The following is a 13,171-nucleotide window of genomic DNA, read 5'->3' as shown; positions in this document are numbered from 1 at the left end:
ATGTCCGCTCCGAACGCTCCCCTCACCGACGAGAAGGCCGCACCGCGGTCCAACCCGTTCCGCAGCATCAACCTCTCCACCCGGTTCTGGATCGCCCTGGTCCTGGTCGCCTTCGTGGTGGTCCTGGGCATGGCCGGCTGGGTCTACCCGACGGGCCCGGGCGAGAAGGTCGGGTCCCTCTACGACCCGCCCGGCAACGGGCTGCTCTTCGGCACCGACAACTTCGGGCACGACGTGGTCTCCGTGCTCATGGCGGGCACCCGCACCTCGCTGATCATCGGGCTCGTGGCCGGCGTGGTCGCCACCACGATCGGCGTGGCCGTCGGGCTGGTCTCCGGCTTCGTGGGCGGCTGGCTCGAGGAGCTGCTGATGGGCGTCACCAACGTGGTGCTCGCGATCCCTTCGATCATCGTGCTGATCCTGATCTCGATCTCGCTGCCCCAGAGCACCATCTGGTCGCTCGCGATCGTCATCGGCATCACCTCGTGGCCCTGGACGGCGCGCGCTGTGCGCGCGCAGGCCAGCAGCGTCGCGACCCGTGAGCACATCGACGTCGCCCGGCTCTCCGGCTCGCGACTGCCCTCGATCCTGCTGCGGGACGTGCTGCCCTACATCCTGTCGTACACGGTGATGGCCTTCGTGCTGCAGGTCTCCGGCGCGATCCTCGCCGAGGCCGCGCTGTCGATGCTGGGGCTCGGACCTTCCGGTGCGAACTCCCTGGGCACTCAGCTGCACTGGGCGCTGGCCTTCCAGGCCGTCGCGAGCGGCGCCTGGTGGGCGTTCCTGCCGCCGACCATCATCCTCACGCTCGTGTCCTTCGGCTTCCTCCTGCTGCAGGCGAGCCTCGACGAGGTCTTCAACCCGCGCCTGCGACGCGGCAAGCGTCGGCAGATGAAGCAGTCCGCCGCCCGCCGTGCCGAGGACGCCCGTGCGCTCGCCGCCTCGCGCAGCGAGCAGGGCGGGGACGACGCACAGGATCCCGCGAGCGCGGCTGTCCCGGCCGCCGGCCGCGGCGTCCAGGAAGGAGGCGTGGCATGAGCCTCGCCGCACCGGCTCCCCAGACCCCCTCCCGCCGCGAGGGGATGCTCGCCCGCGCCGTCGACGTCACCGCCGTCTACGGAGGCGGCGAGAAGGACTTCACCGCCGTGGACGCCGTCTCCCTCGAGCTGGGGGAGGGGCAGATCCTGGGTCTGGCCGGGGAGTCCGGCTGCGGGAAGACGACTCTCGGCAACTCGCTCGCGATGATCGCGACCCCACCGCTGTACGTCCTCGGCGGGAGGCTCGAGATCGACGGTCAGGACATCGACCTCACCACCGTCCACGGCGCGGCCGACGTCAAGCGCCAGCGGCCCTACCGCGGCGGCACCGTCTCGATGCTCCCGCAGGGCGCGATGAACGCCATCAGCCCGACGGTGCGGATCCGCTCGCTCGTGCACGACGTGATGCGCGCGCACGACCGGTCGGTCACCAAGGACCAGGCGCTCGACCTCGCGCGCGACAGGCTGAAGATGCTCGAGCTGCCCGTGCGGGTGCTCGACTCCTACGCCCATCAGCTCTCCGGCGGCATGAAGCAGCGCGTGATCACCGTGATCTCGACGCTGCTGAACCCGCGCCTGCTGATCGCCGACGAGCCGACCTCCGCACTCGACGTCTCCAGCCAGCGCATGCTCGTGGAGATGCTGCTCGCGATGGTCGAGGAGGGCATCATGTCCGGGGTCGTCTTCGTGACGCACGACCTCCCGGTGCTCTCCCAGGTCTCGGACAGGCTCGCGATCATGAACGCGGGACGGATCGTCGAGACCGGGCCGACGGAGCAGCTCGTCCACGACCCGCAGCACCCCTACACCAAGAAGCTGCTCTCCTCGGTGCTCGACCCGACCGAGGAGACCCGGCAGCGCGGCCAGGCCCGGGCGCGCGGGACGACGCCGTCCGCGGTGCCGGCCCCGACCCCTGAGCGAGAGGAGTGAGCGCCATGGAGCAGATCACGACGGCCGAGGCGACCGGCGACCGGACCGATGACATGTTCAGCCACAGCGTGGTGACGGGGGAGGCGGTGCTCGCCTGCGAGAACGTCACCAAGGAGTTCAGCGTGGCGGGCGGGAAGGTCGTCGCGGTCGACGACGTCTCCCTGCAGTTCCCCGCCGGCAGCGTGCTCGCGGTGGTGGGGGAGTCCGGGTCGGGCAAGTCGACGCTCGCCCGCATGCTGCTGCGGCTGATGCCCGTCACCTCGGGCAGCATCACCTTCCGCGATCAGGACGTCACGCGACTGCACGGTCGTCAGCTGCGCGGGTACTGGCGCGAGGTGCAGGCCGTGTTCCAGGACCCCTTCGCCTCCTTCAACCAGTTCTTCACCGTCGGCTCGCTGCTGCGGCGCAGCCTGCACCTGACGGAGGTCCCCAAGGACGAGGCCGACGACCTCATCGAGCAGTGCCTGGGGTACGTCGACCTCACGCCCGACGAGGCGATGGGGAAGTTCCCGCACCAGCTCTCCGGCGGCCAGCGCCAGCGCGTGATGATCGCCCGCGCGCTGATGATGAAGCCGACGGTGCTGCTGGCCGACGAGGCGACGAGCATGCTGGACGCCACCCTGCGCGTCAACGTCCTGAACGTGCTGCACGACCTCAAGCACGATCTGGGCCTGACGGTCCTGTTCATCACCCACGACATCGGTCAGGCCTGCTACCTCGCGGATCGCGTCGCGGTGATGGAGCACGGCCGGGTGGTCGAGCGCGGCACCACGGAGGAGGTCATCTTCGACCCCCATGGCGACTACACCAAGAGACTGCTCTCGGACGTCCCCGACCTCAAGGGGAGCCTCAAGCGCAGCGCCTGAGCCGACCGCGCGCGTGGGAGCATCGGGGCATGCGGGATCGGGAAGGCGACGGCGACGGCGACGGGGCGAGCATCATCTGGGACCTCGGCGGGACGCTCCTGGACACCTACCCGGACGTGGACCGGGCGCTCGCCCGCGCGGTCTTCGGCGACGACCCGTCGGGCCCCGCGCCGGGGCGGATCGCCGAGGTCGCGCGGCTGACGCGGATCTCGAGCGCCCGCGCGATCGACGAGCTGAGCGCACGCCACGGCGTGCCTCGCCGTGAGCTCCAGGAGGCGTACGACCAGGTGAAAGAGCACTGGCGCGAGCATCCCGCGCCCGCGATGCCCGGTGCCCGTGAGGTCATGGATGCCGTGCGGGAGGGCGGGGGAGCGAACCTGGTGGCCACGCATCGCGACGCGGTCAGCGCACGCATGCTCCTGGACGCGGCGAGGCTCGAGGTCGAGGACCTCGTGTGCGCGCCCGACGGCTTCGCCCGCAAGCCCGACCCGCAGATGCTGCAGGCGCTCGTCGCGCGCCACCGCCTGGATCCCGCACGGGTGCTCGCGGTGGGGGACCGGAGCGCGGACGTCGAGGCCGCCCGCGCCGCCGGCGTCCCCGCCGTCCTCCTCGAGACCCCGGGAATCCATCTGCCGGCGGGCTCCGCCCCGCGGATCACCCGCCTCGCACAGCTGCTCGACGTGTCGCCGCTCACCGCGCGCCGATAGGCTGGGTGAGGCGTCCGCAGCGGGCGTCGACCCGGGGGAGAGGAGTCGCACCGTGGGCGCGATCAAGCCATGGCATCTCATCGTCCTCGTCGTCTTCGTGATCCTGCCCCTGCTGGTGATCGCGGCCGTCGTCGCACTCGTGCTCGTCCTCGTGAGACGTTCCCGCTCCGCCCCGTCGACCCCGCCGCAGGAGCCGTGGTCGCCCCCGCAGCACGGGAGCCGGGCTCCCGAGCGCGATCCCGCATCGGAGGACCCCCGGGCGATCCTCGACCGGCGCCTCGCGCTCGGCGAGATCGGCCCCGAGGAGCACGCGCGGCTCCGGCGGATCCTCGACTCCGAGAACGGAAGGAATCCATGACCGCGACCTCCCGGCCCGCACACCTCACCTGGGACACGCTGCGCCCCGACGACGCCGAGCAGCTGTGCTCGCTGATGAATGACATCGGCGAGGCCGACGACACCGGCGAGATCATCTCCCTCGAGTCGACGCGCGAGTTCCTCGGGACTCCGGGCACGGATCTGGCCCGCGAGTCGATCGCCGTGCGCGAAGGCGACCGACTGGTCGGCTACGGCTGCGTCGACGTCGCGGCGCAGCCCGATCGCGAGGGACGTGCGCGGTGCCGTCTGCCGGGAGGGGTGCATCCTTCCCGCCGGCGCCGGGGGATCGGCGGCCGGATCCTCGATGCCCAGCAGGAGATCGCCGAGCGCCTGGCGGCGTCGGAGCACCCGGGCCGAGCCGGTCACATGCACGTGGGCGGAGGGCTCGAGGGCGCGGACGTGCGCTCGCTGCTGACCGCCCGCGGTTTCGCGCCCGTGCGCTCCTTCCTGGAGATGCTCCGCGAGCTGCCGGGGGAGCAGGTGCCGCCGCCCGCGCCGCCGATCGCGGGCATCGATCTGCGCACTCCCGGTGACGCGGACTCCGAGTCCGTGCACGCCGCGCATGTCGCGGCCTTCGCCGACCACTGGGGATCGGCGCCGTCGTCCCCGGAGCGCTGGGCGCACCTGTGGAGCGCCTCGACCCGTCGCCCCGAGTTCTCCTCGGTCGCGGTGGACGGGTCGGGTCGCGTCCTCGCCTATGTGATGACCGATGTGTGGGAGGACCGCCGCCTCTACATCGCGCTGGTCGGCACTCGGCCCGAGGCCCGCGGGCGCGGGATCGGCACCGCCGTGCTCGCCCGCACCCTGCGCCTCGCCGCGGCGTCGGGGGAGTTCGACGAGGTCCAGCTCGAGGTCGACGGCGAGAGCCTCACCGGAGCGACGCGGCTCTACGAGCGACTCGGCTTCGTGAGGGACAAGCAATTCACTCTGTATAGTAAAGATCTGCAGAAAGAGGCTGTATAGATGGCGATCATCCACAAGGCGCAGCTGGCGCCCACGAAGCCCGAGATCCTGCGCGGTCTGCTCGCCTCGCGCGGCTGGCTCGAAGCGGACGACCTCACGGTCATCGGCGCCTATCGTTTCGATGATCCTGCAGGTCAGGTGGGTATCGAGTGCCATCTGGTGCGCACGGGGGAGACGGTCTACCACCTGCCGCTGACGTATCGCAGCGCGCCGATCGAGCCCGGCCGTGACGGCGCCGACGCCGGTCCCGTCGAGCTCGTGACGACCATGGAGCACTCGGTGCTCGGCACGCGCTTCGTCTACGACGCCCTCGACGACGAGGTGGCGCTGGACGCGTTCTGGCGCGCGCTGTGCGACGAGCAGCAGCAGGCGGAGCTCGATGTCTACGAGGGCGACCAACTCGTCGAGCGTCGCAGCCAGTCCGTCGAGCTGCGGCTCGAGATCGACGCGGGCGCGCACGCGCCGCGCCTCGGGCAGCTCGAGGACGACGGCGCGTCGTTCACGATCGCCCAGAGCATCGGCGGACTCGACGGCGTGGTCCGCCTCGTCGCCGACTGGGGAGAGGACAGCGGGGTGATCGCCGCGTACGACGGCGACTGAGCGGCGGCCCGTCCCGGCTCTTCCGCTCTACTTTACATAACGTGCATTATCGGCGTTGCGCAGAGTGCTCGCCACGTAGGCTTTCCCGCACGCCCGTGCACGGGAACCCACTGCAGAACCCGCTGACCTCGACGAGGAGACTCCGCATGCTGTTCGGCCCGGCCGACCCGAAGCACCTGCATCTGATGTCCTTCAACATCCGCATGGCGTCCGACGAGACGCGTCCGGGCGACAGCGACCACTGGCCGGACCGCGCGCCGCTCCTGGACGCACTGCTGCGCACCGAGCAGCCGACGCTCCTGGGCATCCAGGAAGGGACCTTCCCGCAGCTGCCCGTGATCCGGCGCGCGCTGCCCGGCCACCGGATGGTCGGCTCCGGGCGCGAGGGCGGCAGCGCCGGAGAGCACGCGGCGATCTTCTTCGATGCCGAGCGCCTGCACCTCGAGGCCTGGGACCAGCTCTGGCTCTCGGACACGCCGCGCCTCGTCGGCTCGCGCACCTGGGGCAACCAGGTCACCCGGATCCTCACCTGGGCGCGCTTCCGCGACGCCGTCACAGGAACCGTGTTCGCGCACGTCAACACGCATTTCGACCACGAGGTGGAGCATGCGCGCGTGCGCAGTGCGGGGCTGCTGGCGGGTCTCGTGACGAGCCCCGAGCTCGCCGAGCTGCCGATCCTGGTGACGGGGGACTTCAACTCCCCTGCGCTCTCCCCCGCGTGGCAGGCGCTCGTCGCCCGCGGCCCGCTCGTCGACCTCTGGGAGACCGCAGACCGCCGGATCACGCCCGCGTGGGGGTCCTTCCCCGACTACGGTCCTCCGGTCGAGGGCGCGGAGCGGATCGACTGGATGCTCGCCTCCCCGGACGTCCACGCGGAGAAGATCGGCATCGGCGCAGTCCCCGCCGGACGGCCCGCGCCCTCGGACCATGCTCCCCTGCACGCGCTGATCCGCCTGGGCTGAGCCTCGCGGCCGCCTGGGCGGATCAGGATCGGGCACCCCTCGGGCACCCGGAGCGCGGTTCCGGTCAGATGCCGCGCGGCGCGTAGTCCTTGTCGGAGACGAACGAGGTGAACGCGCTCTCCGTGCCCTGGAAGACGCTCGAGTCGCCCGCGAACGGCGCGGAGTCGGAGAACTGCCACATGTCCCAGTCCCACCAGCGGCCGGGCAGGTTCGTCGGCTTCTTCGAGCTGTAGTACGCGATCTGCATGGGCGTGTGCGCGGGAGCGAAGTCCCCGACGTACTTGTCCCACCAGTTGGCGTTGGTGTAGATCATCGGCCGACGGCCCACGGCGCTCCTGTACGCCGAGATGAAGCCGGCGATCCACGTCTGCAGCTCCTTCTGGCTGAGCCCGAAGTCCGCGGGCACGCCGGAGACGGACTCGAGATCGAGCATGCCGGGCAGCGTCCGACCGTCGGCCGACCAGCCGCCGCCGCCGTTCAGGAAGGCGTCGACCTGCTTCTCCGGACCGCCGGAGTCGGGGCGCGCGAAGTGGTAGGCGCCGCGGATGATCCCGGCCTTCGTCGCCGAGCTGTACTGCTGGCTGAAGGTGCTCGAGTGCCAGGTGTTGCCCTCGGTCGCCTTGATGAAGGCGTAGCGCGAGCCCTTGGACATCTGCGCCTTCCAGTCGACGCTGCCCTGGTAGGTGGAGACGTCCTGGCCGGGGATGCCGGCGGGGATCGAGGCGGCGAGCGCCGGTGCTGTCGCGAGTCCGCCGACGGTCAGCGCGGAGACGCCGACCGCTCCCCCGCGCAGCAGGGCGCGGCGGGAGGCGGGGTGCCGGGAGTCGGAGGTCGGGAGGGGACGGGAGGGGCCTGTGGCGCCGGCGGCACGCGCGTGCCGGGGAAGATAGCGGGTCACGGGGATGCTCCTGAGGTGGGGGAAGTCGCGACTGCGGAGCGAGCCGCGCCCGGTCACCGTAGCGGCCTTGGAGTCCCAGGTCACTCCCCCGGCGCCCGTGTCGCCGGATTCGCCGGAACCTCGGGACCTCGATCCCGGGCCGCCGTCACGCGCTGTTCGGCCGCCCGTTCACGCCGTTCACGCCGCGTGCGACGACGACCGAGCATCGCGAGGACCGCGACCACGAGGAGGTCGAGCCCCAGCATCCCGAGCACCCATGGCCCGCCGGCGCCGCCCGCCGCGGAGCGGTCGATGACGATCCCGCCGTCGCCCACCGTGAGCGCTGCGAAGAGCATGAACACCATGTTGTTGCCCACGTGGAAGGCGATGGAGGCCTCGATGCCTCCCGTGGCGATCGCCAGCAGCGCCCCGCACAGCCCGAAGCCCGTGTAGTAGAGCGCGAGCCAGGGATCGGTGGCGCCGTGGACCAGGCCGAACAGCACGGTCGACAGCGCGGTGCCCAGGATGATCGCCCCCAGCGGGCGATGTCGGATCCAGGAGCCCAGCAGCGGGAGCAGCGTCCCCCGGAACATGATCTCCTCGCCGGCCGCCTGCAGCGGCGTGGTCAGCAGGGTGATGAGCACCAGCGGCAGGGTCGAGGCGCCGACCTGCACGGCGCTCTCGGCGCGCAGGTCGGGGCTCGCGAGCAGGGCGGCGCCCAGGGCGAGGGCGATCACGAGCAGCACGATCACGACGCCGCGCAGCGCCCGCCCCCAGGAGAAGGGCCGCGCGACGGCCAGGGCCGCCCGCCACGGCACGCCCGCGATCCAGCGCAGGGCGAGCAGCGAGACGGGGATCAGCAGCGCGAGGCAGAGGTTCGTCAGCAGCATCAGGGACGGGGACAGTCCGCTCCCCGCCGGCGCCGCCCCGTGCAGGGCCATCGTCGCGATCAGCCAGAGGATGCCGGCGGCGATCTGCGAAGAGAACATGATCGCCATGAGCGCGACCAGAACGGCGATCGGCGCCCACCAGCGCGTGCGGACATGCGCCCCGAACGGCCGATCGTGGAGCACCGACGCCCGGGCTTCTGCATGCGGTGCGGGCGGGGTCGGCCCGACGGGCGGGCCGGGCGTCCGGTCCGTCGAGGGAGGAGTCTGCGGGGCATCGGAGGAGGTCATGGCTCCACCCTTGCGGAGCCCTGCCACTGCGGCATCCGCCTCTCGGCCAGGGGACGTCGGCCGATCGCGACCGGTGCCGGGGCACGGCCGCGACTTTCGTCGCACGGCCCCTGGGCCGAGCGGCGACTCAGCTCGTCTGGCCGCGCCCGCTCCCCCGTCCCGCGATCACGAAGCACGTCACGGAGATCAGCGAGCCGATCACCATGACGACTGCCATCGGCAGGGAGGACTCGGTGCCGCCCAGTCCCACGAGGGGCGCGGCGAGGGAGGCGGCGATCGAGAAGCCCAGCCCCAGCATCGCCGAGCCCGTGCCGGCGACCTCGAGGGCGGCGCGGGAGGCGAGCGCGCCGCCGTTGCCGAAGATCATGCCCTGCGGGGCGACGGTGAGGAAGAACGCGGGGAGCACGATCCATGCGGGCGTGTCGAGGAAGAGGCTGCCGATGAGCAGGGCGAACGACGCGCACACGACCACGCCGAGGCCGATCCGGATCAGAGGGCGCGGATGGATGCTGCGGGTCAGGCGCGCCGAGAGGAAGGACATGGCCATCATCCCCATCGAGTTGATCGCGAAGCTCACCGAGTACGCGGACGAGGAGAAGCCCAGCATGTTCTGCACGACGAAGGAGGAGGCGGACACGTAGGCCATGAGCGCGAACGCCGAGAACGCGTTGACCAGCATGTAGGCGACGAACTGACGTCGCCGCAGCAGCATCGCGCAGTTCCGTGCGAAGGTCCGCAGCCCTCCGCTGTGGCGCCGCGAGACCGGGAGCGACTCCGGGATCAGCAGCAGCGTCCCCACGAGCGAGAGCAGCGACATCGCGGCGATCACCCAGAACACCTCGCGCCACTGCCCGAACAGCAGGATGATCCCGCCCAGCAGCGGCGCGACGATCGGGGCGATGCCGCCCACGCCCTGCATGATGTTCATGACCCGGAACAGCTCCGGCCCGTCGGTGAGGTCGATGAGCACCGCGCGCCCGAGCACCATGCCGAAGCCGCCCCCGAAGCCCTGGAGCACGCGGAAGGCCAGCAGCACGCCGACGTTCGGGGCCAGCGCGCAGACGATCGACGCCGCCAGGCACAGGGAGATGCCGAGGAGCAGGGGGATCCGCCGCCCCACGCGGTCCGAGAGCGGCCCGGCGATGATCTGCCCGCTCGCGGTGCCCAGGAAGAACGCGGTGATCGTCAGCTGCATCCGCGAGGCCGTCGTCCCCAGGTCGCCCGTGACCTCGGGGAAGGCGGGGATGTACATGTCGGTCGCGAGGGGGCCGATGGCGCTCAGCGTGGTCAGCACGAGGATCACGAGCGCGGTCACGCGGCCGCGGCTCCCGGCGAGCTCCTGGGAGCTGGGCAGGTGGGCGAGCTCGCGGTCCGCCGCGTCCTCGAGGACGGGGATGCCGGAGGTGATGGTGGGGACCGCGCCGGTGATGGTCGGCACGTCGCCGGTGAGCGTGGGCAGGCCGCCGGTGGCGGTGCACGTGAATTCGGGGTCGCCGGGGCGCGAGGACACGGAGGGCCTTTCGAGGGGCATGCGGAGACGGGGAGGGGAAGGAGTCTGCGACCGCTCATCCCACGTGGGAGTGTCCGAGAAGCCTAGTCGCGCCGTTCCCCGCGCGCATCCTCCGCGCGGCGCCGTCTCATCGCTCGAGCACCGAGCAGCGCGGCGAGGGCTGCGATCGCCGCGTACAGGCTCCCGAGCCCCGCCGCCGCGAGCCATCCGCTGTGCTCGTAGCCGACGGAGCCCAGCGCCGATCCGGCCGTCGCCCCCACGTAGTAGGCGGTGAGGTAGAGGGCCGACGCGGTCGAGCGGGCCGAGGCCGGGGCGAGACGGGCGACCGTCGCCGAGGCGCTCGAGTGGCCGAGGAAGAAGAGTGCCGTCATCAGGCCGAGGCCGACGACGACCCACAGCAGCTGGGAGGGCAGGGCGATCCAGTAGCCGGCGGCCACCGCGACCGCGGAGAGCAGCAGGGCGGGCACCAGCCCGATCCGGCCGACGATCCCGCCGGCCCGGGCCGAGGTGAGCGTCCCGAGCAGATAGAGCAGGAACACGGCGTTCGCCGCGGCGGGGCCCAGTCCGAGCTCGGGCCCCTGGAGCCGGAAGCCGACGACGGTGTACGCGCTGTTGAACGCCGCCATCAGCGCGGCCCCGATCACGCACGCCGCGAGCACCCCGGGGATCGAGAGCGACTCCCGGGCGGCGCGGAGCGTGCGCGCGACGGCCCGCTCCCCCGTCGCCTGCTCCCCTGCTGCCTGCTCCCCCGTCGCCGGCCGCCCCCGCGACCCGGCCGCCGTCGAGCCCGCGCCCGCCGCCGCCCCGCGGGGACGCAGCAGCGCGACGCCCAGCCCGCACGCGAGGCACAGCACGGCCATCACGCCCATCGCCCAGCGCCAGGACGCGAACTCGGCGACGGCGCCGGGGATCAGACGCGAGCAGAGCCCGCCCACGGTGTTGCCGGCGAGGTAGATGCCGGTCGCGGCGGTGATGGCCTCGGGGGCGATCCTCTCGCCGATCAGGGCGAGCGCGCTCGCCGGCACCAGGGACACGGCGACGCCCTGCAGGAGCCGCGCCGCCACCAGCGACCACAGCGAGGGCATGAGCGCGCAGGCCAGGCCGATCACGCCGGAGAGGACGAGGAACACGAGCATGCGGTGGAACAGCCCGCGGCGCAGGCCGACCGTGCTCAGCGGGATCATCCCGAGCGCCATGCCGAGCGTCGTGGCGGCGACGCTCCAGCCGGTCGCCGCCTCCCCCGCGCCGAAGCCCGCGCCGATCTGCGGCAGCAGGCCCTGCGTGTCGTACATGACGAGGAAGACCGCGAAGCCCGCGAGGAACACGGCGCCCACCACGCGGCGGTAGCCGGGAGATCCCTGCGGATACGGGGCGGACGGGACGGGAGCGGTGGCGGCCGAGGTCATGAGGCGGCTGCCAGCGCCGCCTGGTAGGTCGGGTCCACGCGCTTGAGGAAGCGGATGACCGCGGCGGTGATCGGGATGACCGCGTACTGCACGGCCACCTTGTAGACGAAGCCGAGCACCGTGTACTCGGCCCAGTCGCCCACGCCGGTGATGCCGATCGCGGCGGCCGCGATCGTGCAGAAGAGGATGGTGTCCACGAGCTCGCCGGCGCCGCTCGCGGAGAACAGGCGGCCGATGAGGCCCCGCTCCCCCGCTCGTCGCTTCATGCGGCTCATGATCAGGGAGTTCACGCTCTGCCCGGCGGCGAAGCCCACGAGGCCCGCGAGGACCACGATCCACACCGGGCCGAGGGCCGTCTCGATGGCCTCCTGCTTGGCCAGCCCGTAGTCGTCGGGGAACGGCGGCAGGGCGATGATCACCTGGTAGCAGATCGCGGCGAGGATGTTCACGACGAAGCCCATGATGATCGCGCGCCGCGCCGCGCGCACCCCGTAGAGCTCCGTGATGATGTCGCCGACGATGTACGCCAGGGGGAAGAGGAAGAAGCGGCCGTCGGTGATGATGTCGAAGCCGATGCCCGGGATCGTCCCGAAGAAGACGCCCTTCGCGGCGCCGATCCCCGAGAGGATCACCACCGCGCACATGATCATGGCGAGGATGTCGTAGTGCGAGGAGCCCCGGTCGGCGTAGGCCACGCCGGCCGGGCGTCCAGACCGCTCGGGACGCTGCGGGGTCTGCGCGCTCTCGGCGCGCGGGGTCGGGGCGGTGCTCATGCGGTCCCTCCGGGGGTCGGTGCGGAGCCGACGGATCAGTCGGCCGTCCGGCATTCTCCCCCGTCGGCGGCCCCGGCGCGGACAGCGCCCGCCATGCCCTCCTCGCCCGGCTGCAGGAACGCGCGCAGCGTGCCCAGGATCGTCGTCGAGGCGAGGGCGGAGACGTCCTCGCCCTCGAGCTGCTCGCGTGTGATGAGGTCGATGAACACGCCGATCAGCAGCTGGGCGAGGTCCTCGAAGCCCAGCCCCTCGCGCGGGCCGACGCCAGGGGCGGTCGAGGCGAGGACCCCGGCGACCGTCGAGCGCAGCAGGCGGCGCTGGGAGACCAGCTCGTCGCGATCGGCCTGGGAGCGCAGGGAGTGGGTGACGGCCTCGGTGTGCAGCAGGCACCACTGCCGGCCGAAGGGGCGCATCGCCTCGAACAGGTCGAGCATCAGCGCGGCCTCCTCGGTCCGTGCGCCCTCGTCGGCCCCGTCGCCGGAGACGCCGCCCGGGACCACGGATCCGAGCGGGCCGTGCTCGGCGTGCGCCTCGTCCACGCGCTCGCGCATGATCTGGATCACCTGCTGGGTCGCGAGAGCGAAGGCGGCCCGGAACACCTCGTCCTTGCTCGAGAAGTTCGAGTAGAAGGCCCCGCGCGTGAATCCGGCGGCGCGCACGAGGTCGTCGATCGTCGCCCCGTCCAGGCCCTTCTCCGCGAACACCTGCACGGAGGCGTGCACCAGCCGCGACCGGGTGTTCTCCTTGCGGCGGGTCTCGTCCCCGGCAGGCGCGCTCCCCAGAAGGCTCGGCACGGGGTCGACCACTTCCGGATGTCCAGCTTCCATGGGTAGCATCCTACCGATACATTCGTGTATCGAGCGGACTCTCTGCGCACCTCACGGTCGCGGCCGGTCGGCCCTGCCCATCGACACCGCCCGTCGACACTCCCTGCCGGCCGGATCCGTCGGTCCCGCCCATCCTCTCCCCGCCGCCGAACGTCAG

The 13,171-nt window shown here is 72.0% G+C and carries 14 protein-coding genes; 8 read left to right on the top strand and 6 right to left on the bottom strand.

The features are described from left to right. The 8 genes from FHG10_RS09065 (at position 1) to FHG10_RS09030 (ending at position 6,443) form a co-directional block, all read left to right on the top strand. Positions 1-1,038: an ABC transporter permease gene (locus tag FHG10_RS09065; RefSeq protein ID WP_152352985.1), complete on the top strand. Its 1,038-nt coding sequence runs from the start codon at positions 1-3 to the stop codon at positions 1,036-1,038. Then, a complete protein-coding gene (locus FHG10_RS09060; protein WP_152352984.1) occupies positions 1,035-1,967 on the top strand; it encodes an ABC transporter ATP-binding protein in 933 nt (310 codons plus the stop codon). The genes FHG10_RS09065 and FHG10_RS09060 overlap by 4 nt, the downstream gene beginning before the upstream one ends. A gap of 5 nt (positions 1,968-1,972) precedes the next feature. Further along, entirely contained in the window at positions 1,973-2,833 is an 861-nt protein-coding gene (locus FHG10_RS09055) for an ABC transporter ATP-binding protein (protein WP_227488144.1), read from the top strand. A gap of 29 nt (positions 2,834-2,862) precedes the next feature. Further along, positions 2,863-3,540 (top strand): HAD-IA family hydrolase, encoded by a 678-nt coding sequence (locus FHG10_RS09050; protein WP_152352983.1) that lies wholly within the window; start codon positions 2,863-2,865, stop codon positions 3,538-3,540. A gap of 52 nt (positions 3,541-3,592) precedes the next feature. Next, the gene (locus FHG10_RS09045; protein ID WP_152352982.1) at positions 3,593-3,898 is read left to right on the top strand and encodes a hypothetical protein; all 306 of its coding nucleotides are present in this window, start codon (positions 3,593-3,595) and stop codon (positions 3,896-3,898) included. Next, positions 3,895-4,881, top strand: coding sequence for a GNAT family N-acetyltransferase (locus FHG10_RS09040; RefSeq protein ID WP_152352981.1), 987 nt, complete (start codon positions 3,895-3,897; stop codon positions 4,879-4,881). The genes FHG10_RS09045 and FHG10_RS09040 overlap by 4 nt, the downstream gene beginning before the upstream one ends. Then, positions 4,882-5,481 (top strand): maltokinase N-terminal cap-like domain-containing protein, encoded by a 600-nt coding sequence (locus FHG10_RS09035; protein ID WP_152352980.1) that lies wholly within the window; start codon positions 4,882-4,884, stop codon positions 5,479-5,481. A 146-nt stretch (positions 5,482-5,627) separates the two neighbouring features. Beyond that, positions 5,628-6,443: an endonuclease/exonuclease/phosphatase family protein gene (locus tag FHG10_RS09030; protein ID WP_152352979.1), complete on the top strand. Its 816-nt coding sequence runs from the start codon at positions 5,628-5,630 to the stop codon at positions 6,441-6,443. Positions 6,444-6,507: 64 nt separating this feature from the next. Here FHG10_RS09030 and FHG10_RS09025 read toward each other — a convergent pair whose 3' ends face one another. The 6 genes from FHG10_RS09025 to FHG10_RS09000 all read right to left on the bottom strand — a co-directional run bounded on the left by FHG10_RS09025 (position 6,508) and on the right by FHG10_RS09000 (position 13,014). Beyond that, complete coding sequence (locus FHG10_RS09025; protein ID WP_152352978.1) at positions 6,508-7,341, bottom strand: GH25 family lysozyme; 834 nt, start codon at positions 7,339-7,341, stop codon at positions 6,508-6,510. Positions 7,342-7,421: 80 nt separating this feature from the next. Further along, on the bottom strand, positions 7,422-8,498 hold the full coding sequence (locus tag FHG10_RS09020) for a CPBP family intramembrane glutamic endopeptidase (RefSeq protein ID WP_152352977.1): 1,077 nt from the start codon (positions 8,496-8,498) through the stop codon (positions 7,422-7,424). 127 nt (positions 8,499-8,625) lie between these two features. Then, on the bottom strand, positions 8,626-10,008 hold the full coding sequence (locus tag FHG10_RS09015) for a multidrug effflux MFS transporter (RefSeq protein ID WP_227488143.1): 1,383 nt from the start codon (positions 10,006-10,008) through the stop codon (positions 8,626-8,628). 83 nt (positions 10,009-10,091) lie between these two features. Further along, positions 10,092-11,414 (bottom strand): MFS transporter, encoded by a 1,323-nt coding sequence (locus FHG10_RS09010; protein ID WP_152352975.1) that lies wholly within the window; start codon positions 11,412-11,414, stop codon positions 10,092-10,094. Continuing rightward, on the bottom strand, positions 11,411-12,187 hold the full coding sequence (locus tag FHG10_RS09005; protein ID WP_152352974.1) for a queuosine precursor transporter: 777 nt from the start codon (positions 12,185-12,187) through the stop codon (positions 11,411-11,413). The genes FHG10_RS09010 and FHG10_RS09005 overlap by 4 nt, the downstream gene beginning before the upstream one ends. Before the next feature lie 35 nt (positions 12,188-12,222). Next, entirely contained in the window at positions 12,223-13,014 is a 792-nt protein-coding gene (locus FHG10_RS09000; protein WP_152352973.1) for a TetR/AcrR family transcriptional regulator, read from the bottom strand. Positions 13,015-13,171 lie beyond the last annotated feature (157 nt).

This window comes from Brachybacterium subflavum, from assembly GCF_009299795.1.
Taxonomy (GTDB): Bacteria; Actinomycetota; Actinomycetes; order Actinomycetales; family Dermabacteraceae; genus Brachybacterium; species Brachybacterium subflavum.
This window is presented reverse-complemented; position numbering and strand designations above follow the sequence as displayed.